General features: G+C 63.5%; 15 protein-coding genes and 2 tRNA genes. 15 read left to right on the plus strand and 2 right to left on the minus strand.

Annotated elements, in window-relative coordinates; all coding sequences use genetic code 11:
* Positions 1 to 5: 5 nt before the first annotated feature.
* From der to ASF77_RS01325, 12 genes are all read left to right on the plus strand, one after another.
* On the plus strand, positions 6 to 1,349 hold the full coding sequence (gene der / locus ASF77_RS01270) for a ribosome biogenesis GTPase Der (protein WP_056333274.1): 1,344 nt from the start codon (positions 6 to 8) through the stop codon (positions 1,347 to 1,349).
* Between the two features lie 186 nt (positions 1,350 to 1,535).
* A complete protein-coding gene (gene hfq / locus ASF77_RS01275) occupies positions 1,536 to 1,772 on the plus strand; it encodes an RNA chaperone Hfq (RefSeq protein ID WP_019141241.1) in 237 nt (78 codons plus the stop codon).
* Positions 1,773 to 1,777: 5 nt separating this feature from the next.
* Entirely contained in the window at positions 1,778 to 3,004 is a 1,227-nt protein-coding gene (hflX, locus tag ASF77_RS01280; RefSeq protein ID WP_056333278.1) for a GTPase HflX, read from the plus strand.
* Between the two features lie 5 nt (positions 3,005 to 3,009).
* On the plus strand, positions 3,010 to 4,308 hold the full coding sequence (gene hflK / locus ASF77_RS01285; RefSeq protein WP_056333281.1) for an FtsH protease activity modulator HflK: 1,299 nt from the start codon (positions 3,010 to 3,012) through the stop codon (positions 4,306 to 4,308).
* Positions 4,308 to 5,183, plus strand: a complete 876-nt coding sequence (gene hflC / locus ASF77_RS01290; RefSeq protein ID WP_056333287.1) for a protease modulator HflC — start codon at positions 4,308 to 4,310, stop codon at positions 5,181 to 5,183. The genes hflK and hflC overlap by 1 nt, the downstream gene beginning before the upstream one ends.
* Before the next feature lie 355 nt (positions 5,184 to 5,538).
* Complete coding sequence (locus ASF77_RS01295; RefSeq protein ID WP_056333292.1) at positions 5,539 to 6,693, plus strand: ATP phosphoribosyltransferase regulatory subunit; 1,155 nt, start codon at positions 5,539 to 5,541, stop codon at positions 6,691 to 6,693.
* 3 nt (positions 6,694 to 6,696) lie between these two features.
* A complete protein-coding gene (locus ASF77_RS01300) occupies positions 6,697 to 8,013 on the plus strand; it encodes an adenylosuccinate synthase (protein ID WP_056333295.1) in 1,317 nt (438 codons plus the stop codon).
* 150 nt (positions 8,014 to 8,163) lie between these two features.
* Positions 8,164 to 8,703, plus strand: coding sequence for a phosphoribosyltransferase (locus tag ASF77_RS01305; protein ID WP_056333298.1), 540 nt, complete (start codon positions 8,164 to 8,166; stop codon positions 8,701 to 8,703).
* 157 nt (positions 8,704 to 8,860) lie between these two features.
* A complete protein-coding gene (locus ASF77_RS01310) occupies positions 8,861 to 9,457 on the plus strand; it encodes a MarC family protein (protein WP_056333302.1) in 597 nt (198 codons plus the stop codon).
* A 1-nt stretch (position 9,458) separates the two neighbouring features.
* Positions 9,459 to 11,501 (plus strand): ATP-binding protein, encoded by a 2,043-nt coding sequence (locus ASF77_RS01315; RefSeq protein WP_056333307.1) that lies wholly within the window; start codon positions 9,459 to 9,461, stop codon positions 11,499 to 11,501.
* A gap of 206 nt (positions 11,502 to 11,707) precedes the next feature.
* Entirely contained in the window at positions 11,708 to 12,148 is a 441-nt protein-coding gene (locus ASF77_RS01320; RefSeq protein WP_056333310.1) for an FKBP-type peptidyl-prolyl cis-trans isomerase, read from the plus strand.
* 121 nt (positions 12,149 to 12,269) lie between these two features.
* Positions 12,270 to 12,731 carry an RES family NAD+ phosphorylase gene (locus ASF77_RS01325; RefSeq protein ID WP_056333314.1) on the plus strand — a complete coding sequence of 154 codons (462 nt, stop codon included), beginning with the start codon at positions 12,270 to 12,272 and terminating at the stop codon, positions 12,729 to 12,731.
* Positions 12,732 to 13,190: 459 nt separating this feature from the next.
* On the opposite strand, the gene ASF77_RS01330 is transcribed toward ASF77_RS01325, so the two are convergent.
* Entirely contained in the window at positions 13,191 to 13,481 is a 291-nt protein-coding gene (locus ASF77_RS01330; RefSeq protein WP_156648695.1) for a hypothetical protein, read from the minus strand.
* Between the two features lie 103 nt (positions 13,482 to 13,584).
* Positions 13,585 to 15,690, minus strand: a complete 2,106-nt coding sequence (gene uvrB, locus ASF77_RS01335) for an excinuclease ABC subunit UvrB (protein ID WP_056333320.1) — start codon at positions 15,688 to 15,690, stop codon at positions 13,585 to 13,587.
* Positions 15,691 to 15,805: 115 nt separating this feature from the next.
* On the opposite strand from uvrB, the gene ASF77_RS01340 reads away from it, so the two are divergent.
* The 3 genes from ASF77_RS01340 to ASF77_RS01350 all read left to right on the plus strand — a co-directional run bounded on the left by ASF77_RS01340 (position 15,806) and on the right by ASF77_RS01350 (position 17,346).
* The gene (locus ASF77_RS01340; RefSeq protein ID WP_056333322.1) at positions 15,806 to 17,017 is read left to right on the plus strand and encodes an amino acid aminotransferase; all 1,212 of its coding nucleotides are present in this window, start codon (positions 15,806 to 15,808) and stop codon (positions 17,015 to 17,017) included.
* Between the two features lie 52 nt (positions 17,018 to 17,069).
* Positions 17,070 to 17,145: transfer RNA gene (locus ASF77_RS01345), tRNA-Asn, on the plus strand.
* A gap of 125 nt (positions 17,146 to 17,270) precedes the next feature.
* Positions 17,271 to 17,346, plus strand: a tRNA-Asn gene (locus ASF77_RS01350).
* Positions 17,347 to 17,359 lie beyond the last annotated feature (13 nt).

Consider the following 17,359-nt stretch of genomic DNA (forward strand, 5'->3'; position numbering starts at 1 on the left):
ACTACATGAAGCCGGTAATTGCACTCGTTGGTCGCCCGAACGTCGGGAAGTCGACCCTATTCAACCGCCTGACCCGTTCGCGCGACGCGTTGGTGGCCGACCTCCCTGGCCTGACGCGCGACCGCCACTACGGCGAAGGGCGTATCGGCGAGCGGCCGTTCCTGGTGATCGACACGGGCGGTTTCGAGCCCGTCGCCAAGGAAGGCATCATGCACGAGATGGCGCTGCAGACGAAGCAGGCGGTGGCGGAAGCCGACATCGTCGTCTTCATCGTCGACGGCCGCCAGGGCCTGACCCCGCACGACAAGACGATCACCGACTTCCTGCGCAAGTCCGGCCGCCAGGTCATGCTCGTCATTAACAAGTCCGAGGGCATGAAGTACACCTCGGTCACCGCCGAGTTCTACGAACTGGGCATGGGCGATCCGTACGTCATTTCGGCCGCCCACGGCGACGGCGTGCACGACCTCGTCAACGAGGCGCTCGACCAGGCCTTCGCCTCGCGTCCGCACGAGGAAGAAGAACTGGAAAGCCAGGACTACGGCGTCAAGATCGCCCTGGTCGGCCGTCCGAACGTCGGCAAGTCCACGCTGATCAATACCCTGGTCGGCGAGCAGCGCGTGATCGCCTTCGACATGCCGGGCACCACCCGCGACTCGATCGAAGTGCCGTTCGAGCGCGAGGGCAAGAAGTACACGCTGATCGACACGGCCGGCATCCGCCGCCGCGGCAAGGTGTTCGAAGCGATCGAGAAGTTCTCGGTCGTCAAAACCCTGCAGTCGGTGTCGGAGGCGAACGTCGTCGTCCTCATGTTAGATGCCCAGCAGGACATCTCCGAGCAGGACGCCCACATCGCCGGCTTCATCCTGGAATCGGGCCGCGCCCTGGTGGTGGCGGTCAACAAGTGGGACGGCCTGACGAGCGACCAGCGCGACGAAGTCAAGAACACCATGGACCGCAAGCTCGACTTCCTGGGCTTTGCCGAGACGCGTTTCATTTCGGCGCTGAAGGGCACCGGCATCAAGCAGCTGATGGCCTCGGTGAACACGGCTTATGCCGCCGCGACCGCCAACCTGTCGACGCCGCGCCTGACGCGCGCGCTGCAGGAAGCGATCGAGAAGCAGGAACCGAAGCGCAAGGGCAGCACCCGTCCGAAGATGCGCTATGCCCACCAGGGCGGCCAGAACCCGCCGGTCATCGTCATCCACGGTAATGCCCTGGACGGCGTCACCGAGCCGTACAAGCGCTACCTGGAAAAGCATTTCCGCGAGACTTTCAACCTGGTCGGCACGCCGCTGCGGATCGAGCTGCGCAGCGGGAAGAACCCGTTCGCCAAGGACGCAAATTAAGGAGGGTGCCGGGCGGCGGACGCGGCCGGTTTAATTCTTTCTTAAGCGTAGCAGTACGACAAGAAGGCGTAAAACAGGTTACAGTAAGCCCAGGCCATCGTTCGCAAAGCTGAATCTTGCCCCGTGCACTTGAAATGGGGGCTAACGCCTCCAACTTTTAAACTACAACAACATTACGGAGCTGTTATGAGCAACAAAGGGCAACTGTTACAAGACCCATTCCTCAATGCCTTGCGCAAAGAGCACGTCCCGGTATCGATTTACCTCGTCAACGGGATCAAGCTGCAAGGCCATATCGAGTCGTTCGACCAGTACGTCGTCCTGCTCCGCAACACCGTGACCCAGATGGTGTACAAGCATGCCATTTCCACCGTCGTACCGGCTCGCGCCGTCAATCTCAACCTCGAATCCGAAGCTGAGTAAGGCCGATGGCTGACGCCCCCGGCACCAACAGCACGCGCGCCGTCCTCGTCGGCGTCGATTTTGGCGCGGTCGATTTCACGGCCAGCCTCGAAGAGCTGGCCTTGCTGGCCAGCTCAGCCGGCGCCGAGCCGATCGATACGATCACGGCCAAGCGCAACGCCCCCGATCCCGCCTACTTCGTCGGCAGCGGCAAGGCCGACGAAATCGGCGTCGCCGCCAAGGCCCAGGGCGCGGAACTCGTCATCTTCAATCACGCGCTGTCCCCGGCGCAGCAGCGTAACCTCGAGCGCCGCCTCGAACTGCGCATCATCGACCGCACCAGCCTGATCCTCGACATCTTCGCCCAGCGCGCCCAGAGCCACGAGGGCAAGCTCCAGGTGGAGTTGGCGCAGCTGCAGCACCTGGCCACGCGCCTGATCCGCGGCTGGACTCACTTGGAACGCCAGAAGGGTGGTATCGGTCTGCGCGGCCCGGGCGAAACCCAGCTCGAGACCGACCGCCGCCTGATCGGCGAGCGCGTCAAGGCCTTGCGCGCCCGCCTCACCAAGCTGCGCAAGCAGCATGAGACCCAGCGCCGCGCGCGCGGACGCAACAACACGTTTTCGGTGTCGCTGGTCGGCTATACCAACGCCGGCAAGTCGACCCTGTTCAACACGCTCACCAAGGCCGGCGTCTACGTCGCCAACCAGCTGTTCGCGACCCTGGACACCACCAGCCGCCGCCTCTACCTGGGCGACGCAACGGGCAGTGTCGTCATTTCCGACACCGTCGGGTTTGTCCGGGAACTGCCGCACCAGCTGGTCGCCGCCTTCCGCGCCACCCTGGAAGAGACCATCCACGCCGACGTGCTGCTGCACGTGGTCGACGGTTCCTCGCCCACGCGCATGGAACAGATCGAGCAGGTCAACGAGGTCTTGCGCGAGATCGGGGCCGACCATATTCCCCAGATCCTCGTGTGGAACAAGATTGATATGGCCGACCTCCAGCCTGGGGTCGAGCGTGATGAACATGATAAAATCAGCCGCGTTTTTATCAGCGCCAGGAACGGCGCCGGCCTCGATCTGCTGCGCGATGCGATCGTCGAGGCAGCCGGTTCGGCGGCCTCGTCGCGTACCCATGGTGCGCCGGGATCGAGCCCTGAAAACGAAGAGCAGGACGATGCAGCGCTGGCCTTGCAGTACGACGAAGCCGGCGAAAGTAATCCAACCTCCACCCATGTCGGGCCACATTGAAGCCTATGCTTGTTTCCTTATTTAAACGATTCGGCGTCAAACTGTCGCTGAATGATCCACGCTGGGGCAAAAATCCCGAAGGCGACCATAAAGCCCAGGAAGGCCGCCGCCCCGGCGAAGGCCCTCCGGATCTCGACCAGATGTGGCGCGACTTTAATGCGCGCCTGAACCGCCTGTTCGGCAGCCGCGGCAACAACGGCGGCGGCGACGCCGGCGGCCCTTACCGCAGCGAAGGCCGCGGCGCCGGCATCACGGCCTCCGTCATCGGCTTCATCGTGCTCCTGATCTGGCTCGCTTCCGGCGCCTTTATCGTGCAGGAAGGGCAGGTCGGCGTGGTCACCACCTTCGGCCGCCTCTCGCACACCACCGGCGCCGGTTTCAACTGGCGCTGGCCGGCCCCGATCCAGTCGCACGAGACGGTCAACGTCTCGCAGGTGCGCACGGCCGAAATCGGCTACCGCGACAACGTGCGCAACAAGCAGGGCGCCGAGGCGCTGATGCTGACCGACGACGAAAACATCATCGATATCCAGTTCGCCGTGCAGTACACGCTGAAGGATCCGGTGGCCTGGGTCTTCAACAACCGCGACCAGGATACGACCGTGCACCAGGTGGCCGAGACGGCCATCCGCGAAGTGGTGGGCAAGAGCAAGATGGACTTCGTGCTGTACGAGGGCCGCGAGAAGGTCGCGCTCGATGTGCACAACATGATCCAGCAGATCATCGACCGCTACAAGCTGGGCGCCCTGATCACCAACGTGACCATGCAGAACGTGCAGCCGCCGGAGCAGGTGCAAAGCGCCTTCGACGATGCCGTGAAGGCCGGCCAGGACCGCGCCCGTGCCCGCAACGAAGGCGAAGCCTATGCCAACGACGTGATCCCACGTGCGCGCGGCGCCGCCTTCCGCCTGCTTCAGGATGCCGAAGCCTACCGCTCGATGGTGGTCGAGAACGCGACCGGTAACGCCTCGCGCTTCAACCAGGTCGTCACGGAATATGCCAAGGCGCCGGGCGTGACCCGCGACCGCATGTACATCGACACCATGCAGCAGATCTTTAGCAGCACCAGCAAGGTGATGGTCGACGCCAAGTCGGGCTCCAATTTGCTGTACCTGCCGCTCGACAAGCTGATCGCGCAGGTCGCCGCCAACGACGCCGCCACGGGCAGCGCCCGTTCCGGCCCGGTGCAGCTGCCGCAAGAGCAGGGTGCATCGCCGACGCAGGAAGTGATGCAGACGATTGAACAGGTGCGCCAGCGCGACAGCCGCGCGCGCGATTCCTCACGTGACCGGGAGAGCCGTTAATGAACCGCCTCGTAACCATTTTCGTGGCGGGCTTCATTGCCCTGATGCTGCTGTCCTCGACCGTCTTCGTCGTCGACCAGCGCCGCTTCGCCATCGTTTTCGCCCTCGGTGAGGTACGAGAAGTGATCGCCGAGCCGGGCCTGCACTTCAAGCTGCCGCCGCCGTTCCAGAACGTCATCTATCTCGACAAGCGCATCCTGACCCTGGACACGCCCGACGCCGACCGCTTCATCACGGCCGAGAAGAAAAACATCCTGGTCGACGCCTTCGTCAAATGGCGCATCGTCGAACCGCGCCTGTACTACGTCAGCTTCAGCGGCGACGAGCGCGCCGCCGCGAACCGCATGTCGCAGATCATCAAGGCCGCCCTGAACGACGAGATTACCAAGCGCACTGTGCGCCAGGTGATTTCCGGCGAGCGCGGCGCCGTGATGCAGGCGGTGCAGAACAAGGTCATCGCCGAAGCGAAGCAGATCGGTGTCGGCATCGTGGACGTGCGCCTGAAGCGCGTCGACTACATCGAGCAGATCAACGCCTCGGTCTACGACCGCATGCGCGCCGAGCGCGTGCGCGTGGCCAACGAGCTGCGTTCGACGGGTTCCGCCGAAAGCGAAAAAATCCGCGCCGACGCCGACCGCCAGCGCACCGTGATCCTGGCCGAAGCCTTCCGCGAAGCCGAGAAGATCAAGGGCGAGGGCGATGCGAAAGCCTCCGCGATCTACGCCGACTCGTTTGGCAAGAGCCCTGAGTTCTACAAGTTCTACCGTTCGTTGGAAGCCTACCGCGCCAGCTTCAAGGCCCATGGCGACGTGATGGTGATCGATTCGAATTCGGAGTTCTTCAAGTACTTCAGGAATCCGGGAAGCAGCAAGTAAGCCAAAACGCCGCGTATCCCGCGGCGTTTTTTGTAGGGTAGACGGCTCTGCCGTCCAAGCGGTGATACATAGCAGCGAGGTCATCCGCCACGATTTGAGAGCCGGCAACGATCACGTGGGCGGGATTTCAGTCCCCCGGACTAACATTCCTCGCCCACCCTAGCTTGTATAGCCCAGTTTTAGTGGCAAACCGCCAACTTCCACGCCCATCCTCCAGCATCCACCCCCAGCCCCGTCCCATTTTCGAGTAAAATTGCCGATTCGGCGCCGACTTCGTCCTGCACGGGCGCGCGCTGTTGCTTTGTTCGTTGCATCATTCTTAACAATTCCCTCATTTACAATTTAGCTGTCGCCCATGCCGAACTGGCTTTTGCCTGAGAATATCGCCGACGTATTGCCGTCGGAAGCGCGCAAGATCGAAGACCTGCGCCGCCAGATGCTCGACACCTTCCGCCTGTACGGCTACGAGCTGGTGATGCCGCCGCTGCTCGAATACGTCGAGTCGCTGCTGGCCGGCGCCGGCGCCGATACCGACCTGCGCACCTTCAAGCTGGTCGACCAGCTCTCGGGCCGCCTGCTTGGCCTGCGCGCCGACATGACGACGCAAGTCGCGCGCATCGACGCCCACCTGCTCAACCGCGATTCGATCACCCGCCTGTGCTATTGCGGCAGCGTGCTGCATACCCGTCCATCGGGCCTGCACGCCACCCGCGAGCCGATCCAGATCGGCGCCGAGATCTACGGCCACGCCGGCCTGGAAGCCGACGCCGAGATCCAGGAGCTGGCGCTGGCCTCGGTCGCGCTTGCCGGCTTCCTCGATGTGCGCCTCGACATGGCCCACGTCGGCGTGCTGCGCGCGCTGCTCGACGACGACGCCGTTGCGAAGAAAGACGAAGCCGCGATCACCGCGCTGCTGCGCGCCAAGGACGTCCCTGGCCTTAACGAACTGACCCGCGGCTATGCCCAGGCCACGCGCGACGCCCTGCTGGCGCTGCCGAACCTGTACGGCGACGTTGAAGTACTCAAGCGCGCGAAGGAAATCCTGCCGCCGCTGCCGGGCGTCACCCGTGCGCTGGCCGAACTGGCCGCGCTGGCCGCCGGCGCCATCGGGCGCGCCCAGGTGGCGATCGACCTCGCCGACCTGCGCGGCTACCAGTACGAAAGCGGCGCCATGTTCGCGCTCTACGTGCCGGGCCTGCCGAACGCGGTGGCGCGCGGCGGCCGCTACGATCATGTCGGCGAGGCCTTTGGCCGCGCGCGTCCGGCGACCGGTTTCTCGCTGGATCTGCGCGAGCTGGCGCGCCTGCTGCCGACGGCCGAACGCAAGCATTCGATCCGCGCCCCCTGGGGCAATGCGCTCGAACTGCGCGAAAAAATCGCTGACCTGCGCAAGGCAGGCGAAGTCGTGATCCAGTCCATGCCGGGTCACGATAATGTTCAGGACGAGTTCGAGTGCGACCGCGTACTCGTCCTCGAAGATGGAAATTGGATTCTCAAAAACTTAGGTTAAGTGATGTCAAATACAAACGTGGCAAAGAACGTCGTTGTCATCGGCACCCAGTGGGGCGATGAAGGCAAAGGTAAGATCGTCGACTGGCTGACCGATCACGCAGCGGGCGTCGTCCGTTTCCAGGGCGGCCATAACGCCGGCCATACCCTGGTCATCAAGGGCCAGAAGACCGCCCTCCAGCTGATCCCTTCGGGCATCATGCGCGAAGGCGTGGCCTGCTACATCGGCAACGGCGTCGTCGTCTCGGTGCCGGACGTGATGCGCGAGATCGACAAGCTGGCCGCGGCCGGCGTCGAAGTCGTGTCGCGCCTGAAGATTTCCGAGGCCTGCCCGGTCATCCTGCCTTACCACGTCGCCATCGACCAGGCCCGTGAAGCCAAGCGCGGCGTCAACAAGATCGGCACCACCGGCAAGGGCATCGGCCCGGCCTACGAAGACAAGGTCGCGCGCCGCGCGATCCGCATCGCCGACATGCTCAACGAAGAGCGTTTCGCCGAGAAGCTCAAGGAAAACCTCGAGTACCACAACTTCGTCCTGACCAACTACCTGGGCGGCGAAGCGATCGACTTCCAGAAGACCTTCGACGACGCGATGGCCCTGGTGCCGCGCCTGCGTCCGATGGTCGGCGACGTTTCCTCCGCACTGTACGCGGCCCATAAAGCCGGCGGCAGCCTGCTGTTCGAAGGCGCCCAGGGTTCGCTGCTCGACGTCGACCACGGCACCTATCCCTTCGTCACCTCGTCGAACTGCGTGGCAGGTAACGCCGCCGCCGGGGCCGGCGTCGGCCCGGGCATGCTGCACTACATCATGGGCATCACCAAGGCCTACACGACCCGCGTCGGTTCGGGCCCGTTCCCGGCCGAACTGCCGACCGACGCAGGCGTCGGCGAGCACCTCTCGCGCGTGGGCCACGAGTTCGGCACCGTGACGGGCCGCGCCCGCCGCTGCGGCTGGTTCGACGCCGCGCTGCTGCGCCGCTCGGTGCAGATCAACGGCGTGTCGGGCATGTGCCTGACCAAGCTCGACGTGCTGGACGGCATCGAGACCCTGAAGCTGTGCACCGGCTACAAGATCGACGGCCGCGACGTGGACATCTTCCCGGTCGGCGCCGAAGAAGCCGCCCTGTGCCAGCCGGTCTACGAAGAAATGCCGGGCTGGACGGAAACCACGGTCGGCGCCAAGTCGATGGACGAACTGCCGGCCAACGCCCGCGCCTACATCAAGCGTATCGAAGAACTGGTCGGCATCCCGGTCGACATGGTCTCGACCGGCCCGGATCGCGAAGAAACGATCGTCCTGCGCCATCCGTTCGCAGCGTAATTTAAATAGAAACAGAACCTCGAAAAACCGTAGCGAGCGGAAGCAGTGTTGGCTGAGAAGCGCAGCTGTTCGGACTTACAGCGAGCATCGCAGGCCGACAATGTGACGCGCAGTAGGTTTTCCGAGGTTCCAAAAATAGGAATGACTGAAATGAACACCCCTGCATCGACCGAAAAAGACCTCTGGGTCTCCTGGGACGAATACAACCGCCTGCTCGAGCGCCTCGCGCTGCAAGTGTACGAATCGAACTGGAAGTTCGACATGGTGCTGTGCCTGGCGCGCGGCGGCGTGCGTCCTGGCGACGTGATCTCGCGCATCTTCGACGTGCCGCTGGCGATCCTGTCGACCAGCTCCTATCGCGAAGAAGCCGGCACCAAGCAGGGCAACCTGGACATCGCCAAGTACATGACGATGACCAAGGGTCCGCTGGCCGGCCGCATCCTGCTGGTCGACGACCTGGCCGACTCCGGCGTGACCCTGCAGCGCGTGCGCGAGCACCTGCAGACCAACTACCCGGACGTCAGCGAAGTCCGTTCGGCCGTCATCTGGGTGAAGGGCACCTCGGCCTTCAAGCCGGACTACCACCTGGAAGACCTGCCGCACAACCCGTGGATCCACCAGCCCTTCGAAGACTACGACGGCCTGCGCCCGCACCAGCTGGCGGCGTGGATGAAGAAGTTCGAGAAGTAATCGCAGCCACGGCCTTCGCGCCGGCAATGCGAAAAGGCCAGAGCGTCCCGGCGCTCTGGCCTTTTTTCTTTACCGTAGCATCGTGCTCCGGCGACTTTGCGAATCAGGTAAGATTGTTACACCTGCCGCATGCCAGGAACCAACAACAAGAACAACCATGACCCAAAGTTTTTTCCAGACCTTCATCCTGCTCATCCTCGTCACTGACCCCTTCGGCAACGTTCCCCTGTTTGCCACCGCCTTGAAAGACACCCCGGTGCACCGCCGCGGCCGCGTCGTCGTGCGCGAGTGCGCCATCGCTTTCCTGCTGCTGCTGCTCTTCATGTTCTTCGGCCAGCACTTCCTGTCCGCGCTGCACCTGAGCCCGGTCGCGCTGCGCATCGGCGGCGCCGTCATTCTGCTCATCATCGCGATCCGCATGATCTTCCCGCATCCCGACGGGGTGCTCGGCAAGAGCGAGCATGGCGAGCCCTTCATCGTGCCGCTGGCGATTCCCGCGCTGGCCGGGCCGTCGGCGCTGGCCACCGTGCTGCTGTTCAGTTCCGAGTCGCTGTCGGAAACGATGGTGCATGTGGCGGCGCTGGCGGCCGTCGGCGTGGTCTGGCTGGCGGTGTTCCTTAGTGCGGAGCGCCTCCAGCAAAAACTCGGGCCGCAGGTGATGACTGCCTTCGAGCGCCTCATGGGCCTGATCCTGACGGCGATGTCGGTCGAGATGCTGCTCGGCGGTATCCGCGAATTCGTGAAGACCCTCTGACATGAGCGACCGGGGCACAGCGGCAGACATACCGGACGACGGGCAGGAACCGTCGCTGCGCTTCCTCAGCGGTGGCGGCGAGGTCGGCGCGCTGATGCGTTCGCAGGACTGGTCGCGCTCGCCGCTGGGGGAGCCCGCGACCTGGCCGGCGGCCCTGCGCACCATTGTCTCGCTGATGCTCGGCTCGGGTTTCCCGATGTTCTGCGCCTGGGGGAAGGATCTGGGCTTCCTCTACAACGATCCCTACATTCCCATCCTCGGCGACAAGCACCCGGCCTCGCTGGGCGCGCCTTTCCACGATATCTGGGCCGAGATCTGGGACGACATCCATCCGCTCATCGAGCGCGCGCTCGGCGGCCAGGCGACCTACATGGAGAAGCTGCCGCTGGTGATGCACCGTCATGGCTACGACGAGCAGACCTACTTCACGTTCTCGTATTCTCCCGCGCGCGACGACGACGGCGACGTGGCCGGCGTCCACTGCGCCTGCGTCGAGGTGACGGGACAGGTGCAGGCCGAGCGCTACCGCGACGAGGAGAACCAGCGCCTGATGACCCTGTTCGAACAGGCGCCCGGCATCATCGCCGTCGTGCGGGGGCCGGATCATGTATTCGAAATCACGAACAAAAGCTACATGCAGCTGATCGGCCGCACAGACCTGGTCGGCAAGACGGCACGCGAAGCGCTGCCGTATGTAGAAGGGCAGGGCTTCTTCGAGCTGCTCGACCAGGTCTATACCAGCGGCGAGCCCTTCGTCGGCCATGCAGTACCTTTCGACCTGACGCGCGGGCCCGACGCTCCGCTCGAGCGCCGCTACCTCGACTTCATCTACCAGCCGATCCGCGATGCCGCCGGTGCGGTAGTCGGCATCTTCGTCGAGGGCAGCGACATGACCGTGCGCAAGCAGGTCGAGGACGAGCTGCGCGCGGCCAACCGCCAGAAAGACCAGTTCCTCGCCATGCTGGCGCACGAGCTGCGCAACCCGCTGGCGCCGATCACCACCGCGGCCCAGCTGCTCAAGCTCGGCACGCTCGACGCCAAGGCCGTGCGCAACGCCAGCGACATCATCGCGCGCCAGGCCGAGCACATGACCGACCTGGTGAACGATTTGCTGGACGTCTCGCGCGTCACGCGCGGCCTCGTCACGCTGGAGAAGGAAGAGCTCGACGTGAATGCGGTGGTCGCCGGCGCGCTGGAACAGGTGCGCCCGCTGATTGAATCGAAGCGCCACTCGCTCACCATGCAGCTCTCGGGCGAGCCGGTACACGTGCTGGGCGACCGCACGCGCCTGGTGCAGGTGCTGTCGAACATCCTGAACAACGCCGCCAAGTACACGCCGTCGGGCGGCGACATCAGGCTGAAAGTAAGCGCACCGGACGACGACGTCGTGGTCTGCGTGACCGACAACGGCATCGGTGTCGAGCCCGACGTGCTGCCGTATATCTTCGATCTCTTCACCCAGGCCGAGCGCACGCCGGATCGCTCGCAGGGCGGCCTCGGCATCGGCCTGGCGCTGGTGAAAAGCCTGGCGGCGCTGCACGGCGGCAGCGTCGAGGCGCGCAGCGAGGGGCCGGGCAAGGGCAGCCAGTTCGAGATCCGCCTGCCGCGCCTGAGTGTGCCTGAGGCGGCGCCCGACGCAAGCGCCGGCGACGAGGACACGGTTCAGACCGAGCCCTTGCGCGTGATGGTCGTCGACGACAACCAGGACGCGGCGCAGATGCTGGCCATGCTGCTGGAAGTGCAGGGCCATGCGGTCTCGGTGGAGTTCGACGGCCGCGGCGCGCTGCAGCGTGCGCGCACCGAGCGGCCGCAGGTCGTCCTGCTCGACATCGGCCTGCCCGACACCGACGGCTATGCCCTGGCGCGCCAGCTGCGCGCGATGTCCGAAACCCATGACGCGACCCTGATCGCGCTGACCGGCTACGGCCAGGACGAAGACCGGCGCCAGGCCGAGGAGGCGGGCTTCGACCATCATCTCGTCAAGCCGGCCGACCTGGCGCGGGTGGCCGAGATCCTTGCGCAGGTGCCGCGCGCTCGGGCTTAAGAGCGCCTAACAAAACTGTCAGGGCAAGGCGCAGCGCCGAAGACAGTACGAAGGTACGGCGAGGAGTTGCAACGCAGCCATGGCAGTTTTGTTAGGCGCTCTAAGTTTCGCCGCCTTGTGCGAACAGCGCGATTCGGCAATACTGCCGCACGGCCGCATCATCGTTCCTGCGGCGCTGCGCCTCCATCCCCTACTAGGTAAAACACATGATCCAGAAAATCTCGGCCCTCGGCCTCGCTTTGTTCCTGGCCGCCGGCACCGCCGCCGCCGCTCCTGCCGCCCCGGCCGCACCGGCCGCGCGCGCCGCGCAGCTGCAAATCACCGACACCGTCGTCGGCAAGGGCAAGCAGGCCGCCAGCGGCAACACGGTCGTCGTGCACTACACCGGCTGGCTGCACGCGCCCAAGTCGCCGAAGGGGCGCGGCAAGCAGTTCGACAGCTCGGTCGGCGGCGAACCCTTCACTTTCCCGCTCGGCATGGGCGCGGTCATCAAGGGCTGGGATCAGGGCGTGGCCGGCATGAAGGTCGGCGGCAAGCGTACCCTGATCATCCCGGCGGAACTGGGCTATGGCAAACGCGGCGCCGGCGGCGTGATCCCGCCGGGCGCGACGCTGCTGTTCGATGTCGAGCTGATCGACGTGAAGTAAGCGCGCATCGGTTTGCGTGTGAGGAAAACGGCCTGCGGGCCGTTTTTTATTCGGCTTCCGTGCGCGGCGGGGGTGGGTTCACGTTGTATGCTGAGATTACCTATGTAAGGACGCGCATACGATGAGAACCTGGAGAATTGCAATCGAAAAAGCCGCCCTCGACCGCGAATGCAAGGGCGCCCGCGAAAGCGGCGGCCACTGGCACAGCGAGGGCGTGCCGGCCCTGTACGCGGCGATGACGGTGGAGCTGGCGGTACTGGAAAAATTCGTGCACACCGAGGAAGTCGACGAGGAGCCGCTGGTGCTGGTGGCGATCGACCTGCCGGACGATCCGGGGCTGGGGCTGGATGTGGCGGCGGAGGATCTTCCGCAAGGATGGGATGCGCTCGACGACGGCGGCAGCGCGGCGGCCTTCGGGACGGCCTTCCTGAAGAAGCGCGAACACCTGTACATGCGCGTGCCGTCGGTGATCGTGGGGGAGGGCGTGAATCTCGTGATCAATCCGGCGCATCATGCGTATGAAGCGGTAAAGCTCAGCATTGCGCGGACGTTCAGGTTTGATCCGAGGATGTTCAAGCGGTAGGGCAGCGAAGCGGTTCGCGAAAATTCGGGCGGTTTGCGCGGGCATGCCCGCCCTACGGTGCACCACTGTACTTAGCAAGTTCATGGAACCGCCGTGTAACGTAGGGCGGGCATGCCCGCGTTCACCGGGTGCCATACCGCGACGTGTCCCGCATACGAAAAAACGGCGCCGAAGCGCCATTTTTTACTTGCTCAACATCGACGCCACGTTGTCCGTCCCGCGCTTGTGATCAATCCGGCGCATCCATGCGTATGAAGCGGTAAAGCTCAGCATTTCATGAACGTCCAGGTTTGATCCGAGGATGTTCAAGCGGTAAGGCAGTAAGCGTTTCGCCGTGATGCGGACGGTATAACGCGGGCATGCCCGCCCTACGTTACGCCAGGTTCCGTGAACTTGCTACCAATTACCGATTCACTGGACGTGCCCGCGTTCTCACCATGTAAACAGAGGCGCCGGCCTTCACAGCGTGTGCGCAAACGTTTCAATCAGGATGAGCAAGACCGCAAGTAAAAGTGCAGCCGCGAGCCGCGTGAAAAACACGTGTCCGAACATTGCGGATCCGGTGTTCGATTCCTTATCCGGGATCATGCCGAGTACGGTGTTCGTCGTGAAGACGATGCCGAACACGACAAGCGGTGACACGCTTATCGTTTCAGGAAACAGGGCAGGGATCAGAACCGATGCCAAGGCAATGGTAAAACCCGATACCGCCAAATCCCACGCCAGCCGTTTGTTTCGTTGATTGTCCATCCCGAACTCCGGTAGTCGTTGCCAACATCGGATATTGGCAACGAATACCGTGATCGAAATTGCGAGCCGACAAAAAACGGCGCCATCGGCGCCGTTTTGCAAATTATTTGCCCAACATCGACACCACGTTGTCCGCCCCCGGCGCCCCGAAGGCTTGCTGCTTGAGCACATGCAGCTGGTCGCGCACCTGGGCCGCCTTTTCGAACTCGAGGTTCTTGGCGTGGTCGACCATGAGCTTTTCGAGGCGCTTGATCTCTTTCGAGATCTGCTTCTCGCTCATCGACTCCACCTTCGCCGTCGCCTCGGCATCGGCCAGGGAGCCGGCGCCCTCGACCATGGCCTTCTGCGCGGCGTTGCTGTAGACGCCGTCGATCAGTTCCTTGATCTTCTTCTGCACGCCCACCGGGGTGATGCCGTTCGCCTCGTTGAAGGCGATCTGCTTGGCGCGGCGGCGTTCGGTTTCGTCGATCGCGCGGCGCATCGAGTCGGTCACGTGGTCGGCATACAGGATCGCCACGCCGTTCAGGTTACGCGCGGCGCGGCCGATGGTCTGGATCAGCGAACGCTCGGAGCGCAGGAAGCCTTCCTTGTCGGCATCCAGCACGGCCACCAGCGACACCTCCGGCAAGTCCAGGCCCTCGCGCAGCAGGTTAATACCGATCAGCACGTCGAAGGTGCCAAGGCGCAGGTCGCGCAGGATTTCCACGCGCTCGACGGTCTCGATATCGCTGTGCAGGTAGCGCACCTTGATGCCGTGATCCGACAGGTATTCCGTCAGCTGCTCGGCCATGCGCTTGGTGAGCGTGGTGATCAGCACACGCTCGTTCTTCTTGATGCGGTCGTTAATCTCGCTCATCACATCGTCGACCTGCGACAGGGCGGGGCGCACGATGATGACCGGGTCGACCAGGCCGGTCGGACGCACCACCTGCTCGACCACGTTGTCCGCGTGCGAGTTCTCGTACTCGGCCGGCGTTGCCGAGACAAAGATCGTCTGGCGCATCTTCTTCTCGAATTCCTCGAACTTCAGCGGCCGGTTGTCCAGCGCCGAGGGCAGGCGGAAGCCGTAGTCGACCAGGTTGGTCTTCCTCGACCGGTCGCCGTTGTACATGGCGGACAACTGCCCGACCAGCACGTGCGACTCGTCCATGAACATCAGCGCGTCCTTCGGCAGGTAGTCGACCAGGGTCGGCGGCGGTTCGCCCGGCATGGCGCCGGACAGGTGGCGCGAATAGTTCTCGATGCCTTTCGTGAAACCGATCTCGGCCATCATCTCGAGGTCGAAGCGGGTACGCTGTTCCAGACGCTGCTCTTCGATCAACTTGTTTTGCTGGCGGAATTCTTCGAGGCGATCCTTCAGCTCGGCCTTGATCGATTCGACCGCGCGCAGCACCGTCGAGCGCGGCGTGACATAGTGCGAACCCGGATAGACCGTGAAGCGCGGGATCTTCTGGCGCACGCGGCCCGTCAGCGGGTCGAACAGCTGCAGCGATTCGATCTCGTCGTCGAACATCTCGACGCGGATCGCCAGCTCGGCGTGCTCGGCCGGGAAGATGTCGATCGTGTCGCCGCGCACGCGGAAGGTGCCGCGGCCGAAATCCATCTCGTTGCGCGAATATTGCATCTGGATCAGGCGCGCGATGATGTCGCGCTGGGCCACCTTGTCCTTGTGGCGCAGCGTCAGGATCATCTTGTGGTATTCGTTCGGATTACCGATACCGTAAATCGCCGAGACGGTGGCGACGATGACGACGTCGCGCCGTTCCATCAGCGACTTGGTGCACGAGAGGCGCATCTGTTCGATGTGCTCGTTGATCGACGAGTCCTTTTCGATGAACAGGTCGCGCTGCGGCACATAGGCTTCCGGCTGGTAGTAATCGTAGTACGACACGAAATACTCGACCGCGTTTTGCGGGAAGAATTCGCGGAATTCCGAATACAGCTGGGCGGCCAGGGTCTTGTTCGGCGCGAAGACGATCGCGGGACGGCCGGCACGGGCGATCACGTTCGCCATCGTGTAGGTTTTGCCGGAGCCCGTCACGCCCAGCAGGGTCTGGTACATCAGGCCGTCTTCGATGCCTTCAACCAGGCCATCGATCGCGGTCGGCTGGTCGCCGGCCGGCGGGAAGGGCTGGTGCAGTTTGAAAGGCGAGCCCGGAAAGGTGATGACTGTCGGTTCCGGGCTGGTTGCGAGTGATACATCTGCCATGTTTCGAGACCTTTGTTAGAATAGGGATTCGTTTGCGGCACTGCAGCAGAGGAATCGCTGAGGTACCGCAGTCTATACAACTGTCGCGATCCACCGACAAAACCAGTTTATCACGATGACTTCCAACGCCTCCGCCAGCCTCTTCGGCGCCATCGACATGGCCCCGCGCGACCCGATTCTGGGCATTACCGAAGCATTCAACGCCGATGGCAACCCGGCCAAGATCAACCTGGGGGTCGGCGTTTATTACGACGATAATGGCAAGGTTCCTCTGCTGCAGTGCGTCCAGCGGGCAGAAGCGAAGTTGATGGAACAGCAATCGCCGCGCACCTACCTTCCAATCGAAGGTCTGGCTGCGTACGACAAGGCTGTGCAAGAGCTTGTATTTGGGGCCGACAGCGCCGTAATTCAAGAGAAGCGCGCAATTACCGTGCAGGCCATCGGCGGCACCGGCGCCCTGAAAATCGGCGCCGATTTCCTCAAGCGTTTTTCGCCGGACTCGCAGGTCTTCATCAGCGACCCGAGTTGGGAAAACCACCGCGCCCTGTTCGAGAGCGCCGGTTTCATTGTCAACAATTACACCTATTACGACCCGGCCACCCACGGCGTGAACTTCGACGGTTTCCTGGCGTCGCTGCGCAAGATGGATGCCGGCTCGATCGTCGTGCTGCACGCCTGCTGCCACAACCCGACCGGCGCCGACCTGACGCAGGAGCAGTGGGGCCAGGTGATCGAGGCGGTGCAGGCCGGCGGCCTGGTGCCTTTCCTCGACATGGCCTACCAGGGCTTCGGCGCGGGCATTCCGGAAGATGGCGCGGTCGTGCGCCGTTTCGTCGAGGCCGGCGGCCCACTGCTGGTGTCGAATTCCTTCTCGAAGTCGTTCTCGCTGTATGGCGAGCGCGTCGGCGCGCTGTCGATCGTGGCCGCCAGCGCCGAGGAAGCGGCGCGCCTGCTGTCGCAAGTGAAGCGTGTGGTGCGCACCAACTATTCGAATCCGCCGCTGCATGGCGGCAAGGTCGTGGCGACCGTGCTGTCGACGCCCGAGCTGCGGCAGCTGTGGGAAGAGGAACTGGCCGGCATGCGCGTGCGCATCAAGGAAATGCGCGAGTCGCTGGTGCAGAAGCTGGCCGACAAGGCGCCTGGGCGCGACTTCGGTTTCGTGCGCCAGCAGGTCGGCATGTTCTCGTATTCGGGCCTGACGAAAGAGCAGGTCGGCAAGCTGCGCGAGGAATCGATCTACGCCGTCGACACCGGCCGCATCTGCGTGGCCGCGCTCAATTCGAAGAACATCGATCTCGTCGTTGACGCAATCGCTAAAGTCCTCTAAAATCCTGGCTCTTCGCTGCTGAACTTTGTTTGGCAGCAAAGAGCAACACGATTCCCTGATAGCTCAGTCGGTAGAGCGACGGACTGTTAATCCGCAGGTCCCTGGTTCGAGTCCAGGTCGGGGAGCCAGAATTCAGAAAGAGCGCCGAGTGATCGGCGCTCTTTTTTTTCGTTTGTGCATGGTGGGCCGCGCACGGTTCACGTTCATTGACCCTTGCGCAATATCGCTGAGCAGTTATAATGCCAACCTCAATTCCCTGATAGCTCAGTCGGTAGAGCGACGGACTGTTAATCCGCAGGTCCCTGGTTCGAGTCCAGGTCGGGGAGCCAGAATAAAGAAGGC

The organism is Massilia sp. Leaf139 (genome assembly GCF_001424165.1).
In the GTDB taxonomy this organism is placed as follows: Bacteria; Pseudomonadota; Gammaproteobacteria; order Burkholderiales; family Burkholderiaceae_D; genus Telluria.